The following is an 18887-nucleotide window of genomic DNA, read 5'->3' as shown; positions in this document are numbered from 1 at the left end:
TTTTCTTGATTCTTACCCTTACTTTGAAACAATATCTCCATCATCAAACGGATCTCCGCATTCTGGGCAGAATTTAGGCGGGTGCGTCATATCCTCAGGTTCCCAGCCACACTTATCACAACGGTACTGGGGAACCCCCTCAGGCTTTTTTGCACCGCACTCCGTGCAGAATTTTCCTTTGTTTATTGTTCCGCAGCTACAGCTCCACCCTGTTTCCTGTACTGGTTTTGGAGCTCCGCACTCTGAACAGAATTTTCCTTTATTCCCAATGGCTCCGCAGCTGCAGTTCCAGCCGTCTGCTGCAGGCTGTTCATTCTGCCGGTTCTGCTGCTGGCCGTTATACTGCCGGCTCTCTTTTTCCCGCTCTCCCATCTGGTAAAGGTTCTGGGAATTCATTCCACCCATTTGATTGGCCATTCCCATCCCCATAAATGCCATAGCAGGCCCTGCTTCTTTGTTCTCGGCTGCCGACTGCATAGCGGCTCCCTGCGCGCCTGTCAGATATGCGGCTGCCATAGTCGGGTCTCTGAATACAGCAGACCTCTGCAGTTCCTTAATGTATGCCTCGTCTTTTTCAGATGCACGGATACTGCTGATCGCAATGGATACCATTTCAATCCCTCTTGTATCATTCCATTTACCTGAAAGAATATCCTTCAGGGCATCTGTAAGTTCCATTGTGTGGCCGGGCAGCGCACTGTAGCGGATCCCCATCTCTGAAATCCGTGCAAAAGCAGGCTGAAGGGCATTCAGCAGTTCACTTTTTAACTGGCTTTCCATGTCCTTTGCAGTAAATTCTTTTTCCACATTTCCGCAGACATTTTTATAGAACAGAATCGGATTACTCAGGCGGAACGAATATTCCCCGAAACAACGGATTGCAATGTCCATATCCAGCCCTATATTCTGATCTGTCACCCTGAACGGCACCGGGTTCGGAGTACCGTATTTATTGCCTAAAAGTTCCTTTGTATTGAAAAAATAAACCCTCTGGTCACTCCCGGTATCCCCGCCCATCGTGAAACGGCTCAAGAATTTCTCGAAAGTATCTGCGACTCCCTGATCAAAGCCGCCCCAGAAAATAGTGGGTTCTGAAGAATTATCCCATACAAATTCGCCGGGTTCTGAAGAAAATGCAACAATCTCACCCTGATCCACAATGATCATACACTGTCCTTCATTGACCGCTATAATCGAGCCACTGCTGATAATATTTTCTTCTCCGTACTTATTGGAACTCCTCTTGGATGTGCGCTTTACCCCCTTTGTGACAATAACGCCCGCTTCCATAGACCTGCAATAAAAATATTCCCTCCATTGGTCTGCCAGTACACCCGACGCCGCTCCGATTCCTGCCTTTAATAATCCCATATCCTCCTGCCTCCTGATTCAAATTTTAGGTTCCGGTTCACGGAATATCCCGTAAACCGGAACACTCTTACTTCTTCTATGTATGCATTCTCCCCGATTTAGAACTTACCGCTGCCTCCGCCATGTTTTTCACCGCTCCTGCTTGTATGGACCGTTGTATCAGCCTTGCTTTGTTTTGGCTTCTCCTGAGTAAAACGACCGCTCGCACCCCCATGCTTTTCACCGTTCCTGCTCGTATGGACCGTAGTGTGGGTCTCACTGTACTTTGACGTATTCTGGCGTTTCGGTGGTTCCTGACGTCTCGGCGGTTCTTTACGTCTTCTCTCATCATAACGTTCAGACGGTTCCTGATACCGGGACTGATTATAATTCTCTGGCGGTTCCTGCCTCTGTTGTTTTACAGGAACTTTTTTTACATCACTCGTTAAAAGCACATCATTCCTGCGAATCTGCGCAGAAACATCCTTACGCCTGTATACATCGGCATTTTGTTGTTTATATGCCGTCTTCATTCCTAGCCGCATCACAACCATATAGACGGCGGATATAATCAGCCCTAATATAAGGGCAGGAACTATGTAAGCAGCAGGTGTTTTAGGTGCCTCTGCCTCTTCCACCTGCACATTAGACTGCTTGTCTGCCGGCAAGCCGCTGTTTGACGGCTGATTGCCCGCAGTTTGTCTCCCTGCATCTGTATCAGGACTTCCCTCCACTGCATTTTGACTGTCTGCTGGAGGATTCAATTTCTCTTCGAATTTTTGGGTTAGTGCTTCAAGATAGCTTTTAAATCCGGCACCGAACTGTCCATTGGAAAAATAACTCTGTGCCGCATTTTGCCCCAACGCATTCATGTCATAGTCAGATAACAAATTAATCACATCTCCATGCGTTGAAATGGACCACTCACCAGCGCCCATATCCACTAAAAACAGCACTCCATCCTTCTTTTCCCCAATCCCGTACCCATTACTGTCAAACAACATATCAGCTTCGGCCTGGACATCCGCCTCCTGCCTTTGAGTTTCCGTTACCAGTACGACATCTATCTGATATTGTGTAACAATCGTGTTAATTAGCCCAGTTAATTCTGCTTCTTCTTCATCCGTTAGAAGTTCCGCATTGTCAATCACTTTCGGCAGATCAACTACATCACTGGCTGATACCGGTATTATATTTACCAGAAACAGGCAAATCAATGCTGCCGCAAAAAATCGTATTCTTTTCATTTTCTGTCCCTCTTCCATCATATATAGTCTCCATATTTTCTGATGCATTTCCTGTTCCGGCACTTATAGTAAGAAAAGTATCATGAGTATGTATATAATTGCACTGCTTCCCGCAAACACACCCAGTGCATATTTCCAGAACAGGCCTTTATCAACTGGGAGTTCTCCTGCCAGTTTCCCTGTCTGTCCATTTATTGCAAAACGGTATATCTGATCCTTGTACTTTATATTCAGCAGCCATACCGGAAGCAATGCATACTTTATTTTTCCTTTTCTGCAAGTAATACTGCAGCTTTTCTGTGTAATGGCACTATATTCCTTTTTGTTGACAGACTTCATCAGGGCATCTTCAAATGTGCTTTTTATCCTTTCCTCAGCCCGGCCCCGGCACGCTTCCTTAGACAGGTCAAATTTCATAGCTTCATAGCCTGACAGATACCCCTCCTGAAACTTTACTGCCTTTCCTGCATCAAAAGGTTCTATGGATTCCATATATGCGTCGTCTATTTCAGTGGAGCCGTCTACCGGTACGTGTTCGAAGCTCATCTCCCCTTCTCTTGACAACAGGTAATAGTCATTTCGTGTATATTCATAACTATCATCTTTCCATTTTTTTCTTTTCTGTGCATCAAAAACCATTGTCCCCTCTGCCTGACAGCTGAACAGCCAGAATGGGACATAAATCCCTTTGATTTCTTTAATTCTATTCTCAGAGCGAAAAGCCTTAGGTAAAAGCTTCTTCCCTTTACAGAACTTCTTATACGCCTCTTTTGCGGCCCCCTCATCCAACATAAAAGGGATAATCAGGTCTGGCTTGAACTCTCCTGACACCTGTTCCGGAAGAATCACAGGGCTGTCACAATATGGGCAGGTTGTAGATACCGTAGTCTCATCAGCCTCCACTTCTCCGCCGCAGGAAGGACAGGTATAGACTTTCGTACCGTCTTCTTTTACCTTCCATTGTATCGGGTTTTCCGAGGAGCCCTCCTCCCATTCATATGTATCTCCCCGGCCATCAGTTGATTCTACAATCTCTGCATATTGCCGGATTGCATTCACACTGACTTTATTGCCACAGGAAGGGCATTCAAGCTTCTGGGTATCACTGCTGAACACCAGGTTTCCACCACAACACGGGCATTTATAGCCTTTTGTACTCATATTTCATACTCCTTTTCTCATTCGGTTCGTTTTCATAAAAGAATTCATTTAATTAGTTTTAATTATATCATAGAATCCTGTAATTTTAAAACACAAAAGTCTTCCAACGAAAACAGACATCTAGCGAAACAAACGTCATACAAATGTAAATACAAAAATAGCGGGTATCTGCCTGACTTTTCTGCCGGCAGATACCCGCGCGTATCTTTTTCTGACAGGTCTGTCCCCTGTCCATTCTGTTTTCGCTTTCATTTACCTGTTGTTTTTCATTACAATTTTTCTATAATCATCCGTTTGTATTCCAGAAATTCCTCCGAGAGATTGAAATCCCTCCTCCGGGGTTTTGGTTCCTTTATCATGATTTCTTCTGTAATTTTTCCCGGGACCCCTGTCAGAAGATAGATCCGGTCCGACAGCAGGACTGCCTCGTCAATATCATGAGTGATAAACAATGTGGACATCCGGATCTTATCCATGACATCCAGATACCACCTGTGCATATCGCTTTTCGTCAGAGTATCCAGTGCGCTGAACGGTTCATCAAGCAGGGCGACATCTTTCGAAAACATATAAGTCCGAAGAAGAGCTGCCCTCTGTCTCATTCCTCCTGAAAGCTGATGCGGATATTTCTTCTGCGTTCCTTCCAGCCCGAATTCTTCAAAATAAGGGCTCACTTTCTCTCTTGCCGCTTTCTTTTTCTCCCCTTTGATCAGAAGCGGCAGTGCCGCATTATCTTCGATCGTACGGTAGGGAAGCAGCAGGTCCTTCTGCAGCATATAGCTGATATGGCCCGGCTGTCCTGTGACATCCTGCCCGTCAAGCAATATCCTCCCCTTATCCGGTATATTCAGACCGGAAATCACATTAAACAGGGTCGTCTTCCCTCCGCCGCTAGCTCCCAACAGGCAGACCAGCTCGTTCTCATGCAGTTCTATGGAAATATCCTCAATAATGTTCTGCCCTTCATAGGACATTGTCACATCTGTTACTATCAGTTCTGCCATTTTCTACTCCAGATAATCGTTATTGAAACCTGTGTTTTCAGGGATTTCCTCTTCGGACAGGCCGTTCTCATTGATCCAGTTGTAGTAAGCATTCCACCTTGCAGGTTCAATATATCCCCACTGGCTGACTTCTGCTTTATACTGGTCTTTCATGTATTCCTGACTTGCCTGTACGAGGTCAGGATCAAGCTCCGGCGCTGCCTTGCACAGGATGTCGGCGGCGTCTTTCGGGTTCTCGATTGCAAATTCATAGCCTTTCTTTGCCGCAGATAAAAATGCCTTCGTTGTATCCGCATTTTCTTTCATCCATTCACGGTTTCCAATGATGACCGGTGTATAAAAATCAAAGGCACTGTTGATGTCTTTAAATGCAAAATAGTCGGTATCCAGACCTGCAACTTCTGTCGCAATCCCCGCCCATCCATAGAAAATCCAGATTGCATCCACAGACTTGCTCTGAAGTGCTGACACCTCATCCGTCACGGTGCTGGGAATCAGTTCCACTTTGCTGAAGTCTCCGCCGTCCGCTTCAACAACATTTTGCAGAGTAGCCTTTTCCAGTTCCAGATTCCATGTGGCATATTTCTTGCCCTCCAATCCCTTTGGACGGTCCATACCTTCCCCTTTGCGGGAAATAATTCCGGATGTGTTGTGCTGTAAAACCGCCGCAACGACTTCGACCGGAAGTGCATCATCTCCGGTAAAAGCAGGCATCAGGCTGTCCTGAAAGGAAACACCGAACTGTGCTTTTCCTGACGCAACCAGAACTTCCGCCCCGTCCTCCGGAGGCTGCACGATCTCCACGTCAAGTCCTGCATCAGCAAAGTAACCTTTTTCCTGAGCCACATAGATACCCGTGTGATTCGTATTCGGAGTCCAGTCAAGCACAAAGGTAAGCTTAGTAAGGTCTTTATCTGAATCCTGATCCGATTTCTTTGTATCTTCCGATTTTCCGCTGCATCCGGCCATACTGGCAGTCAGCGCCGCAGCGAGTAAAACCGCTAAAATTCTCTTTTTCATAAACCATTTCTCCTCTATTTTGTTTCTTCCCAGGGCATGCATTTTTTCTGAAGCAAATTGACCAGCTTCATCAGAACAAGACTGATTGCCGATATCAGAAAGATGACTGCAAACATCTTATCAAACGAAAATCCTTTCTTTACCCTGATCATATATACTCCCAGTCCGTTAAATCCTCCCAGCCATTCAGAAATCACCGCTCCGACTACTGCATAGGATGCAGAAATCCTGAGGCTTGCAAAGAACTGGCTTAAGGAACCCGGAAACTTCACAAACCAGAATGTCTGCATCTTCGACGCCCCCATTGAACGCATCAGATTGATCGTATCCCTGTCCGCCGCACGGAATCCATCCAACAGGCTGACGGTGATCGGAAAAAACGTCACGATGACAATCAGAATTACCTTCGGCAGCATCTCATATCCGAACCACAAAACTAAAAGCGGTGCAATTGCCACTGTCGGAACCGTCTGTGTCAGGACAATCAGTGGATAAAACGCCTGATAAACCTTTTCAAACCGGTCCATTAAGACGGCCATCAAGAACCCGATCAAAACACCCATTGCAAGACCTACAAATGCTTCTATAAGCGTTACCTTCGCATTGCTCATCAGTACCGGGAAATCAGATACAAAAGATTTCACGACATCTATCGGTGAGGGCAGCATAAACTTTGAGATCAGGCCGGTCCCGCTGGCTGTCTGCCAGAGGGCTAAAATCACCAGAATGGCAAATGCCGGCCAGAAGCCGGCTGACCAGTTCCTGCCCGCTTTATGCATGATGTTTTGTGACTTTCTTTTCAATAGTAAGCACGTCTCCTTCCGGCTTGTAGGATACTTTGATATAAGCCGCTACTGATGGTGCGCCCGCGCGGATTGCAATATGCTGGCACTCTTTTACAATATCCATCAGTTCATCATAATCTCCCTCGATTGCTGTTTCAAACGGTCCTACATAATAGTTCAGGCCGGTGCTTTTAATATAGTCAATCACCTCATCGACGATACGGATCAGTTCCTCATCATTTGCCGCCTCCGGCAGTGTCTGGATTGCTACACTTGCATTCATACTTTTTTCCTCCTGATTTTGAATTTTTCTGACATACCTTATGGCACATCTTGGAATTAGGTATCCTGAAAACGAAAAGAAAACCCCGTCAGATATGTCTGGCGAGGTTCGCATGCTTCATATGTCTTATAGAACTTCTTTATTCTATAAGTATACTCTGTATATCTACTTTCCTACGCTGGCATTATCCAGATCAGGTATACGGGTTAAAGGTCTGTTTACCTTACTCTCAGCCGGTTTGCACCAGCACCCCTGTCTTATTTAATTCCACATTTAGTTTATCCTGTAACACTCCTAATGTCAAGGACAGATAAAAATTTCCCACGATTCCCTTCCCTCACAGGATGACCGAAGTAGTTGTCCCCTCTTCCTTTGAGGACCTGTAGACCAGTCTCCAGCCATGCACGCCTGCTATCTCATGGCACAGCCCGATTCCAAACCCATGCCTGTCCGCATATTCCGGGCGGAACCCCTTAACCCGGTTCATCTGCCTTAACTTCTTTTCGCTGATTGGCTCTCCGTCATTCCAGATGATGATATCCTGTTTATCTGCCGTAAGCTTTACATGTTCGCCTGCATTCACCGCATTATGTACCAGATTTTCCAGCATACAGCGTATTAAAGTCGGGTCCCCCTGTACCGTTTCTATCCGGCAGTCCACTTCCAGATCCGGGTACAGCAGTTTTATCTGGTCAAGCAGTTCCTTAAGCCTTACCTTCTGCATCTGTACGCGTCCTTCCCTCATACCACCCATAATCAGAAGCTTCTCCACGATATTCCCCATATTGAGCGAGCTCTCTACAATCTGCTGTGCAGCAAAAAAACGATCTTCTTCGCTGAGATTCCCCATCATCAGATATTCTGCGTATCCCTGAATTCCGGTCAGCGGCGTGCGCAGTTCATGGGCAATCTGGCTAACCGGCCGGTTAATCCGCTTCATTGTCAGGTACAGCATAATCCCTATGACTGCTGCAATCAGGACACTAAGAAGCATTATCTGTATGATACGCTGCTTCTGTGCATCATTGAAAGAAGCCATACTTTCCATATAAGAGATGTGCAGAACTGCACCACCGGACATTACAATGCTGTCCCGGATCAGGATATATGGTGTCCTTCGCCAGGTAACCACCTGCAGTCTGGCGCTGTCTGCGGCATCTAAAGGAATATAGTCAACCACCTTTTCTTCATCAATTGACACACTGATTTTAACCCCTGTGGCCAGATATCTTTTGGCCGCATCTTCTATCTTTTCCTCCAGCTTTCCCCTGTCAGTTTCCTGATAGCCAGACAGCATGTAGGCGATGCCCTGTTCCCCCGATACAGCCCGGCTGATCCAGTCCTTAAGTTCACTGCGGTACAGAACAGCATGGAGGGCAAGCAGGCTTCCCTCTATCATAATCAGGAAAAACAGAAATGTAACAAGAAAATTCTTTTTCCATAGCTGCATCTTAAATCTCCAATCGGTACCCATATTTAAATATCGTTTTTATCTCCCTCTCCAGCCCCAGTTTCTGGCGCAGGCGCCGGATATGGACGTCAACAGTTCTGTCATCCCCGTAAAAATCCATTCCCCATGCCAGATCCAGAAGCCTGTCTCTGGAAAGCGCAATATTTCTGTTGTCAAGAAGTACCTTCAGCAGTTCATACTCACGGGAAGTCAACTCTACCGTTTCTGCATTTTTCGTAACAACAGCCTTCGCCGTATCCACTTCCACATCCCCGATCCGGTACAGTGTCTGCTCCTTATGAGAACGGCGCAATGCTGCATGTATACGTGCCGTAAGTTCTTCCATTGCAAATGGTTTTACAATGTAGTCTTCGGCCCCGCCGTTCAGCCCCTTTACTCTGTCGGAAATCTCGCCCCTTGCAGTCACGCAGATGACCGGAATCTCCCTGAACTGCTTCAATAAATCGAAGCCGCTCATATCCGGCAGATTCATATCCAGCAAAATCAGATCCGGTGCTTTTTGCTCCACGGACCTCAGGGCTTCCCGCCCCTGAAAGGCGGAAAACCCTCTGTGTCCTGTCATTTCGATTGTACGCCTGATTAATTCATTGATGCTTTTGTCATCCTCGACAATTAAAATATCTGCCATAGGCGCCCCCTGTTTTTATGTATGATTCGTAAAACTATTCATGAATTCAGAACAGTTACTGGTATCCTAATGCTTTCCCCCCGCAACCGCATCGACAATTATCTTTGTCAGATCTTCTGCCGAAAAATCAGATATCACTGCCTTATCCGGGTCAATCCCCCTCTTTCTGCAAAATTCTCCGATTGCATTTCTTGCATCCTCGAGCTGGTTCGTATCACGTATATGGGCTTCCAGTGACCATTCCACGATCTTATAACCGTCCCTTTCGGCATTATCTTCATACAGTGTCGATGCCCCCAGGTATTTCAACAGCCACAGTGCCTCCTCGTAGGCAGAGATTTCACCCTTAATATCTTTTACCTTCGCGGTATCGTAATTCAGATTATATTTCTCACATACCTGCTTTGCAATCTTCTTGTCAAGCTGGTGCTCTTTATACAGTCTGTTGTTAATTCGGTCCTTCTCTTTTTCTGTCCCGTGGTCTGAAGTATCAAAAGCCAGATTCCCAATTTCAATCAATTCCTCTGCCGTTAAATCAGAAACTACAGACTTGTCCGGATTAATGCCGTGGTCCCCGCAGTATGCTTCTATCACATCTTTCCCTCCGGAAAATGCATAAATCTCACAGATATACATCTCCAGTGACTGCACAGGACCTGCCTTACCATCCTTAATACTTTCCTCGAGCAAGGGGGAATTACCTAAATCTTTTAAAAGCCTCAGTGCTTCCGCATAAGAGGACATTTCTGGTGTGATTTCTTCCAGCGTAACCGTATCATAATCCAACCCGTACTTTTCACATACCTTTGCGGCAGTCTCCTGATCCTGATTATACTCTTTATATGGTGCATTCTGATCCCATACTTCATAATATATTTTGACTATATCTGACGGCTCATCCATTTCTTTATCTGCCGCCTTTACAATCTCACTGACAGCCAGCGTGTTCGTAAGTTTCATTCCGGCGCCCAGCACGGCTGTCATGCATACAACCAGACCTCCCGCAATAACCGCAGCCTTGTACTTCCTCCATATCTCTTTCATAACCCATATCTCCTTTCTCCTGTCATAATGCCGTATAAACCGGTGAGTACAGTACTCTTTTGTTACTATTGTTCCTTACACACTCATCATAAACAGGAGATGTTGCAGACTTATTACAGATGGATACCGGCAGGGCTTTTTTCATAATAAACTGGTTTATTTAGAAAGTAACACAGCAGCTGCGCCGCTGTGTTACTTATTCAGTATAGCATAATATAAATACTTACACTATGTGCCCTTTTACGATTTATTGGCAGATATTTTATAAATCCCTGTTATTTTTTCTTTTTCGTCCAAACTCTACCTCTCCGCTGTTCCTGTATGCTTCTCTTCCTCTGAGCTGCATGACTGGTTACAGCAGCAAGGGGGCTTTGGAAGACAGGGCGGTTTCGGTGGACATGGGGGACACGGCGGCTTTGGCGGGCATGGCGGTTCCGGCGGACACGGCGGCTTTGGCGGGCATGGCGGATGTGGCGGACACGGTGGTTCCGGCGGACATGGCGGATACGGCGGCCTCGGTGGATATGGCGGATACGGTGGATATGGCGGATACGGTGGTTCCGGCGGATATGGTGGATATGGTGGGTACGGTGGTTCCTGAAAATACGGCGGTCTTGGCCAATATCCGTTATACGGAGGATACCCGCATATACATGGCGGATAAGGATACATTCCGCCCCCCTGATTTGAATTACTATTATTATTATTATTATTATTGTTATTATTATTTGAAGTATTATTATTAATGTTTATCCCCGGTCTGCAGGATTTCTCTTTTACTTTACCTGCTGCCGCGCATACACAAATTTCTGCTGTAACTGTAACTCTTTCATTAAGCAGCCCGGTTCCAATCGGCTGATAATTTGGTGAACTCTCAGGCTTCATGGTAACCACACGTGTTACATCTGTTGTAAATGATGCACTTAACGTAAAGCATATATAATCCTTCATCGTTCTGACAGCCAGATAAAATTCGTCTCCTATAGACGGTGTTTCGATACTATTTCCGCAGAAATCCATAAATACTGCTGAAAAATCATCCTGACATGTGCATAAAGGTTCTATCGTAATACTGGGCTGCCCAGTCAGTCCGGACTGAAGTCTGAAAGGGCCTATCAATAGTCTTCCACATACTGTCCTTAATTCATTCGGACAGCCTGAAAATACCAGATATGGTACGCTTACATCTGATGGAATTTCTCCCGTATTGCAGCAGTCAATCCCTGTATTTTTGCAGCAGTTCTGGTTTGCCGCCTTTGGGGGCGCCGGTACTGCTGCTGAGTCTGCAAATTCTCCTGCAAGTTCCAGAAGACGCAGGACGGCAGCACGCATTCTTGCTGACTTCGGATGTGCTTCATCTGTAGTACAATCTAAAAAATATACTTCATCAGGCGCAATCTGCCCCAATAAAACCCACAGGGCCACCTGAACAGCAGCGTAGGCATCATTGTCATCCAATGGAGGGTTTGCTGTTGGATCTCCCCCCGCTAGTGCAAATGTCTGTGCCGCGCTGACCGTTGGAAAAGTATTTGCCAGTATCCAGGCAAGCATCTGCTTTTGTCTCTCCGTGGCTGTTTCGAAAATAGATTCAAACGGAGCACTTACATAGGGAATATCCCCATATGGTCCATCCGCAAATTTATCCAGACAATATGCAAAACCCGTCGTTCCATTTTGAGTCAGTCTGAATTGAAATATATTGTTGTGATCCGGCCGGTCCAGATGATATCTGGATTCAGTAGTAGAAGGCAGTGAACAGTAGTTGCGCACTTCCGGATCACCTGTCGCAGTCCCTGTCAGATCGGTACCAGGGTAAATCGTAAAAGGACGCGATACGATCCGGACAGTCTGCTGATTGATGACTTGTATCATAATTTGATCTCCGGTAAATTTGTTCTTATGATACGGTATGTTCGGTTTTCAGATATGTTCCAACTTCAAAAAAACAGTATTTATTAGTCATCAAAACTGGTAATTTCCGGCTGAACCGCCAAGGAAATCAGATTTATCTTCTACACCATGTAAAAAATAAGATTCAGACCTTAGAATTTTATGAATAAAACAGTCTGGGATTTTGATGTGAAGTCAGTATAGCACTGCCTGGTGTTTTATACAAGACAAAGTTTCCGCTATTGGATGCCCTGCATCAAATTGAAGCAGGCCCAACAGCGGAAACCATATAGCTTGCAATATATTTCATGTTCAAGAAATCAACGCTTTTTCAGATAACAGATACACAGGATTCCTCCTGCCAGACTGCATACAGCCAGCAGTGTAAATCCGTATCTTAACTCACCGGCTCCTGCCAGTTTTCCAAGAATGAGTGGAGACAAAACTGCCCCCATCCCGCAGCCGGCAGACATGATACCTGCTGCCATTGCCGCTCTTTCTTTGAAATCCTCCGTCGCAGTCCCCATGAGATTAGGCCAAAGTGTCCCAAGTAAAAATCCCAGAATGGAAAACAAAATCACAGCTGATTCTGCCCTTTCTGTCATAGAAATCCAAAACAGAACAGGTACTGACAGAAGGAAACAGGATGGAAGGAGGAACCGCCTGTACCGATACAAAAGTCCCGATGCGAAACGGGACGGGACCATAAAAAGCCAGAAAGAAGAAACTGCCCACGCAGACAACGGCGCTCCTCCTAATTCGATCTGCATGTAGGAATCAATATAATAACTGACTCCAACCTCCAGGCCTCCGTAAAGGAAAAAAGAAAACACGAGCAGGGAAAAAATGGGTGGGAACTTTATTGCACTACCTGCATTCACATTTTTTTTAACTGCCGGCGCTGCTGTTTTAATATCCGGCAGCTTGCTGCATATTCCCTGACTTATACAATGGTTTCCACTGCTTCTCTTTAAAAGTAAGCAGCCACAGAGAACGAGAAATCCAATACCACAGATAATAAACAGGATATTCCAGCCTGCTCCCTGCTTTGCGGCCCATGATATCAGATGGGGCCCTGCCACTGCCCCAAGGCTGAACGCACCCTGTACAAGGTTCAGATACAAACCCGCTTTTTCCCGGTACTGCTCCGTCAAAACAGCCGAAACCAGGCTTTCACACACGCTATATCCTGAACCGATCAGAAAGATTCCCAGGAGAAGTATCTCATAGGCATGTGCCGATACAACAATTCCACATCCGACAGCAAAGACAAGGCAGAATATGCGGAGAATTCTTATCTTCCCCGCACGTTCTGCCACCATTCCAAACAAAAACGGCATCATAATTATCGCACTGTACTGTGCCGCAACCAGACTTCCATTCCCGGTTCCTGACAGGCCGAAGTCCTTCGCCATTTTAAGCAGTGAAATCTGGAATCCGCCGGATTCAATTCCGAGAAGAAACAGTAGTACCAGTGATATCAGAAATAGTTTCAGCTTCTTCATCTAAACACTGTAGCCGGCAACCGGATAGTATGCCATGTCTTTCCTTCTGTCAAGACGGCCGTAGACCGCCACAACTGGTACACTGCTGTTTACAATGACCGCAAACTGCCCCGGCCTGATCTGGTATTGTTCTTCCCCCAGTGGTTCATCCATACGAAAACAGCAGACACGTTTTGCCGGTACATTCAGCAGAATCCCTTCTTTTGGTTCCTCAGCTTCAAAGAGCAGGTCCAGCCTGATCCCGGCATCCTCTTTTCCCGCATTCACAATCATCAGAGCCTCGTGGCCGAAAGGCTCCTCCTCACCTCTGGGCGGAAGATCTCCGTCAGCAAACACCCATGTCTTTTTTCCAATCTCCATTTTCATTCCCTCCTATTTTACATCCTCTTCAAACCATGCATCCAGTTCCGGGCAAAGCGGTCTGCATCCATCTTCTGTGATTGTATAAACAGTTTCGATTCTTGCCCCATGCAGTGTTGGATGTCCGAAGAAACTCACATCAACACATACCGTCATCCCCGGTTCCAGTACATCTTCAGAGTTCGGGCCGTAGAAAGGAGCCTCTGCCTCCATCAGTCCGATTGTATGTGCAAACGGGCAGACGAGATAGGGAAGGAGCCCTTCCTCCTGAAAGATCTCACGTCCGGGCACATCAATCTCTTTTCCGGATACTCCGGGTTTCAGCATGGCCTTCGTCGCCCTGAGTACCTTCCTCAAAATATTAACCGCCCATTTCTGTTCCTCCGTATACGTACCTGATACGGGCACCGTTTCTCCAAATGTTCCCGCATAACCATTGACTCTCGGCGCAATTCCAAGCATGACCCATTCGCCGTCCTTTAATTCCTTGTTGATCGCAGTCGGTACCACAGCGTTGGATCTTTCCCCACTTCCGACAATCGTTGCATATGCAAAGCTGTTTGCACCATTTTTCCGGCATACATACTCACCGGCGGCTGCAATCTCGTGTTCATATGTACCCGGTTTTACTAATTCCTTCATTTCCAGATACGCCTGGTATGATAGTGCCGTCGCCTGTCTTACGTTATCCAGTTCCCACTCTGACTTATGGGAACGCAGAGCCTCATATTCATCTGTGATATCCACCAGTTCCACGCCTTTGAACCCTTCTGCAAACTGTGTGTAAACGGCATGGGGAATCACAGTCGTCCCGACGACACCAATCCGCTTTAATGAAATTCCTTTTCCGTTAAGTTCCTCGTATAACTTTTCAAAATCTATAATGCTGGCATTTGGATACTCTTCATCTGGCACCATAAATACTGTAAAATTGCGTGTTTCCCGCACTGCACTGCTCATCTTTGCAAACGGCTCGCTTTCCGGACCACCCAGCAGGATTGCTTCTCCCTTAGCAGGGAGAAAAACTGCTCCCTTTTCAAACTGCGGGCACCAGCCTGTTACATACCACCCGTTCGCAATATTCAGTTCATCGTAATAAATCAAAGCAGCATCAAGCCCGCCTTCCTCTAAGATCGCGCGGACCTTTTCCATTCTACTGTCTGTTTCTCCCTGATTAAAATATGACATTACAAAACCTCCTTTTCTTCTCCCTGATTAAAAAATACCAGTTCCATTGGCCATTCTTTCCTGCCGGCTGTTTCCTCAATATAGACGAATTCCTCCATCCTTTCCCTCCAGTCTGCGTAGACTTTACTGGAATCAAGAACTGCCTGCATCCTTTCTTCATCGTCTGTCTCATAATAAGCAAACAGCTTCCTTCCCAGATTCCAGATGGAATAATTCCGGATTCCCGCCTCATTAAGCACTTCACGCATTTCAGGCCATATGTTTTCATGTGCCTGAATATAAGCCTCTCTCTTATTCTCTCTTACTTCAAAATATATTCCAGTTCGTTTCATCACTTTGCACCTGCCCTGTTTTAACCGTATCTCTCCCCGGCTAGAACCACATCCATCCCAGAGATTCTACCCCCAGATAAACCGGCCTTTCTTGTTTCTTGTCAGGGTACAGTCTGTTTAATATGCACCTCTTCAGTTCATGATAAGGAATCATGCAGGATGCTGTTCCCGTCTCCAAAACCGGGTTCACATCAAAATAATTTTCACGGATAATTTCAAACTCTCTTTCATTATCCAGATACATTCTCCTTAAGCAGTCCTGCTTTTCCTCTTCCGACTCTGCTTCCTCAAACTTCAGTGACTCCAGAGCCATATCATATATGATTCTGCTGCGCATCACAGAAATTTTCCATTTCTTAAAGTGCAGTGCAAATTCATAATGTCTTTTATCAGAACGTAATTCTTCTATAATATGATCCAGCTTCTGCATGAGATCCGGATAAAGCCTGACAGCCTCCTGAATCCGGGGTATATCTCTTTTTTCAACTTTATTTTTTGCAAATGGGAATTCCAGTTCAAATATGTTCAGCTGGCTCTCGTGTATCGTAAACATGTTTGTCATAACGAAATAAATGTCATCCGCCAGATCCCCAAACACGGTCTCCAAAGCATATCTGTAAAATGCCTCTGTCTCTTTTTCACCGCCCCAGCCATAATATGCGTGGGCAAAGAAAGCCATAAAAAATCCATACCACTCAAACAGGTACCCATTAATCCCGGCCGCATGCATCCTGACAGACCCCTTATGCTGCCGGATATCCTCGTCAATATACTGTGTAATTGGTTCCTCTTCACAGCGCAGCCCATTGCATTTCAGCGGACGGATCAGTCGTCCCAGACCGGCCGCAAATCCAATTGCCTCGGTATCTCTTGCACGTATCCTTTCTCTGCCGAAGGCATGAATCCACTTCTCAAACTCACTTTCCTCAACATATTGTCCCGGTGCCCAGAATAATACGACATCATCCGGAATACTTGCCTTCATTTTAGCAATCAGTTCCTCCGGGCGCACAAGCGGAGGCTGTCTCCACGCCCGGATTCCAATCGTAATATCCGGCTTCGCTGCCTTTAGTTCCTCGTAAAGAATCTGGAGCAGCCAGGTATTTGCCGCATGGAGTGTCTCTTCCGGCGTACTGCATCCTTTCCAGAATGTTTCCCTGCACCTTTCACAATTACAATACCAGAATGCCTCCTCGCTTTCCTCAAAATCAATTCCGTCGAATCCCTGTGAGACAATACTTCTCATACTCTTCTTTAAATACTGGACCGTCCCCTCATCACTAAGGCACAGACTGTCAAAATCATTGATAAAATGGCTGTCCTTCTGCATTTTCATCCGTTTTTCCTTATGGGCATTCGAGTATCCCCCGCTATAGCTGTTCAGCCCAATGTACGCATAGAACCGGATCCCAAGCTTATGCCCGTACTCGATCAGCTGCGGCAGGAACTCTTCCGCAAGATTCGGATGCATATATTCGACCTCCACCCAGTTTTCACTCTCCGGATTCCACAGCTTCATCTTAAGTCCCCGAAGTTCTGCTTCCGGATACCCCTCCATACGAAACGGCCAGTAACCGTAAAGGCACATATTGAGCTGGTTCATCTTATAATCAGAACAGATATCCAAAAACTGTTTCCATTCCTTCAGGCCCCAGAGCTGCATATCAAAGCCGAATCTTCCGTAACCGGCATACCATGCAAAAGTCACGGACAGGCTTCTGTACTCTATGGAAGGCCAGTCTGCTGCACATATCTGCGGCAGATAAAACTGCTCACCGCCTTCTAGCAGCTGTTTCACCGTGGACAGTGCATATGCAAAGCCTTCCTGTGTATCTGTAAAGACCCGCACCTCGTCTTCTGTAATATCCAGCAAATACCCCTGCCTGGAAAAGAGCTCTGCCGATTCTTCTGGTATGCTTCCTTCCATTTCGTGAAGCTCCATACACACATCCGGGAGTTTTCTGGCATCTTCCAGATTCCTTAAGATTATCCTGATAGTATCATGCCCGCACTCCAGCTCCTCATAATTCCACAGCTTTAAGTGTAGAATCTCTTCTGCTTCCTTCCCAAAAGGTACCCCGGCAGACAAGGAAACTCCTGAAAATGATTTTGTGTACCCCCTCTTTTTCCTGATCTGCTTTACTTCCGGGATTATCTGTTTCATGTTCTCACCTCCGCTTCTTCCATAATCTCTTCCCATGTAATGTCGTTATTAATCGGATACACTCGTTTCTTCAGATTCTGATAATCGATCTGTGTAAAATCATTGCTGCTGATTCCCGGCGTCATGGCAAAAATAAAACGGTTTGATATTTCCCTTAATTTCGGAAACAGATATCCCATCTTTATCACAACGACCTGATAGTCTTCCGGCCGTATGCCCATTTTTTTGAAGTGTTCCGGTGTCGTAAATGCAGCACGTGCATTTGTGAGCACAATATCCGTATTCCCACAGCTCACTAAGACCCCCTCACCAACCTCATCTCCTGCCCAGCCATAGACGATTCCTTTTTTCCTCAAAATAACCCGGCATGGCGTTTCTATTTCCTGTTTCTCACACTGTCCACGGCATAACACGATATCCCGGCTTTCGCCTGCTTCTGATTTCAAAAGCTCATCGACCGCCTTCCGGGCGTGAATCCCGCAGACCAGGACACCTTTCTGATTTTGTTCCAGATATTTTCTCAAAAGAAGAGTTCCCTCCCCGTCTGCCCCGGCCGTTGTATTGTCCCCGGAATCTGTGACAAAAAGAACGCCCTTCTGATTCTGAAGTGACTCTTCCACTGCCTGATCTGTGCTCATTGCCTGTTCAATCTTAAGATTCTCCCTTCCATCCCAGAAAGTCTTTGCGAGCTTTACTGCCGCTTGAAAACTTTTCTGCCTGTCTGTACCGGAAACCACTGCACAGTTTCCTGTATATGGGGAATCATACCAGGGCTGTCCGTTGAAAAATGCGCAGGATATCACGTCTTCCGACGCATCCATATGTTGTAAATATTTTGTGATAGTAACAAATGGTTCTTTGTCTGTTGTCGCGGCATCCCCTCCTAAATATGGTACCCGGACAAATACCGGTGCCGGGCATATGTGCCTTTTGATGCACTTCAGCAGTGACTTTGCGGCCCGCCTCTCCGTATCATCATGGTCGACATGAGGGGCTGTCCGAAATCCCTGGATGGCATTGACAGCTTTCATAAATCCGTCAGAAAGATTGGCATGATAGTCAAGTGCCACAGATATCGGGACCCCGTCACCAACCACTTCGCGGATCGACTTCACAAGCTGCTCTTCCCCGCTCCCCAGTCCTTCTACATACATCGCCCCGTGGAGATACAGGTAAATTCCGTCTGCGTCTCTGTTTTTCTGTATGAGTTCTATGAAAATTGTACGGTAATGCTCAAAAGCTTTCCGTGATACCATCCCGCCCGGCAGGGCACTTGCATAGAGCAGCGGGACAACTTGTGCTCCTGCTTCGCAAAATACCGGGGTAGCCGCCATCTTTTCAAGCAGCGCATCCCCTGTAAAAACCTCAAAATCTTCTGTTTCTGTTCTTTGTCTGCAAAACGTATTTGCTTCACATTGAAACGAACCTTCCAGTATTTTCATCTGTCTTTTCCTT

General features: G+C 46.2%; 17 protein-coding genes and 1 riboswitch. All 17 genes read right to left on the bottom strand.

Translation table 11 applies throughout. The features are described 5' to 3' along the window. Window positions 1-18: 18 nt before the first annotated feature. Window positions 19-1371 carry an SPFH domain-containing protein gene (locus ABIN22_RS07075; RefSeq protein ID WP_346907584.1) on the bottom strand — a complete coding sequence of 451 codons (1353 nt, stop codon included), beginning with the start codon at window positions 1369-1371 and terminating at the stop codon, window positions 19-21. A gap of 98 nt (window positions 1372-1469) precedes the next feature. Then, window positions 1470-2597 carry a TPM domain-containing protein gene (locus tag ABIN22_RS07070; RefSeq protein WP_182440703.1) on the bottom strand — a complete coding sequence of 376 codons (1128 nt, stop codon included), beginning with the start codon at window positions 2595-2597 and terminating at the stop codon, window positions 1470-1472. Between the two features lie 63 nt (window positions 2598-2660). Then, the gene (locus tag ABIN22_RS07065) at window positions 2661-3758 is read right to left on the bottom strand and encodes a TFIIB-type zinc ribbon-containing protein (protein ID WP_118620720.1); all 1098 of its coding nucleotides are present in this window, start codon (window positions 3756-3758) and stop codon (window positions 2661-2663) included. Between the two features lie 269 nt (window positions 3759-4027). Further along, window positions 4028-4762, bottom strand: coding sequence for an ABC transporter ATP-binding protein (locus ABIN22_RS07060; RefSeq protein ID WP_346907582.1), 735 nt, complete (start codon window positions 4760-4762; stop codon window positions 4028-4030). A 3-nt stretch (window positions 4763-4765) separates the two neighbouring features. Continuing rightward, window positions 4766-5782, bottom strand: a complete 1017-nt coding sequence (locus ABIN22_RS07055; RefSeq protein ID WP_346907580.1) for an ABC transporter substrate-binding protein — start codon at window positions 5780-5782, stop codon at window positions 4766-4768. Window positions 5783-5796: 14 nt separating this feature from the next. Then, complete coding sequence (locus ABIN22_RS07050) at window positions 5797-6585, bottom strand: ABC transporter permease (protein WP_430517197.1); 789 nt, start codon at window positions 6583-6585, stop codon at window positions 5797-5799. After that, entirely contained in the window at window positions 6554-6850 is a 297-nt protein-coding gene (locus tag ABIN22_RS07045; RefSeq protein ID WP_109731653.1) for a thiamine-binding protein, read from the bottom strand. Before ABIN22_RS07045 ends, ABIN22_RS07050 begins: the two co-directional genes overlap by 32 nt. 152 nt (window positions 6851-7002) lie before the next feature. Next, window positions 7003-7114: riboswitch (TPP riboswitch) on the bottom strand. A 73-nt stretch (window positions 7115-7187) separates the two neighbouring features. Then, window positions 7188-8300 (bottom strand): sensor histidine kinase, encoded by a 1113-nt coding sequence (locus tag ABIN22_RS07040; RefSeq protein WP_346907575.1) that lies wholly within the window; start codon window positions 8298-8300, stop codon window positions 7188-7190. A 1-nt stretch (window position 8301) separates the two neighbouring features. Beyond that, window positions 8302-8949, bottom strand: a complete 648-nt coding sequence (locus ABIN22_RS07035) for a response regulator transcription factor (protein WP_346907573.1) — start codon at window positions 8947-8949, stop codon at window positions 8302-8304. Between the two features lie 66 nt (window positions 8950-9015). Beyond that, entirely contained in the window at window positions 9016-9993 is a 978-nt protein-coding gene (locus ABIN22_RS07030) for a hypothetical protein (RefSeq protein WP_346907571.1), read from the bottom strand. A 300-nt stretch (window positions 9994-10293) separates the two neighbouring features. Then, on the bottom strand, window positions 10294-11865 hold the full coding sequence (locus tag ABIN22_RS07025) for a thioester domain-containing protein (protein ID WP_346907569.1): 1572 nt from the start codon (window positions 11863-11865) through the stop codon (window positions 10294-10296). A gap of 338 nt (window positions 11866-12203) precedes the next feature. Further along, complete coding sequence (locus ABIN22_RS07020; protein ID WP_346907567.1) at window positions 12204-13388, bottom strand: MFS transporter; 1185 nt, start codon at window positions 13386-13388, stop codon at window positions 12204-12206. Next, on the bottom strand, window positions 13389-13748 hold the full coding sequence (locus tag ABIN22_RS07015) for a sensory rhodopsin transducer (RefSeq protein WP_181368705.1): 360 nt from the start codon (window positions 13746-13748) through the stop codon (window positions 13389-13391). A gap of 12 nt (window positions 13749-13760) precedes the next feature. Beyond that, window positions 13761-14936, bottom strand: coding sequence for a M24 family metallopeptidase (locus ABIN22_RS07010; protein ID WP_346907564.1), 1176 nt, complete (start codon window positions 14934-14936; stop codon window positions 13761-13763). Continuing rightward, window positions 14936-15268, bottom strand: a complete 333-nt coding sequence (locus tag ABIN22_RS07005; RefSeq protein WP_109731645.1) for an L-rhamnose mutarotase — start codon at window positions 15266-15268, stop codon at window positions 14936-14938. The genes ABIN22_RS07010 and ABIN22_RS07005 overlap by 1 nt, the downstream gene beginning before the upstream one ends. Before the next feature lie 40 nt (window positions 15269-15308). After that, window positions 15309-17432 carry a glycoside hydrolase family 20 protein gene (locus ABIN22_RS07000; RefSeq protein WP_346907562.1) on the bottom strand — a complete coding sequence of 708 codons (2124 nt, stop codon included), beginning with the start codon at window positions 17430-17432 and terminating at the stop codon, window positions 15309-15311. Beyond that, a complete protein-coding gene (locus ABIN22_RS06995; protein ID WP_346907560.1) occupies window positions 17429-18874 on the bottom strand; it encodes a M81 family metallopeptidase in 1446 nt (481 codons plus the stop codon). The genes ABIN22_RS07000 and ABIN22_RS06995 overlap by 4 nt, the downstream gene beginning before the upstream one ends. Window positions 18875-18887 lie beyond the last annotated feature (13 nt).

The organism is Faecalicatena orotica (assembly GCF_905197545.1).
GTDB lineage: Bacteria > Bacillota > Clostridia > Lachnospirales > Lachnospiraceae > Faecalicatena_A > Faecalicatena_A orotica.
The sequence above is the reverse complement of the archived record's forward strand: the minus strand, read 5'-3'. Positions and strand labels throughout refer to the sequence as shown.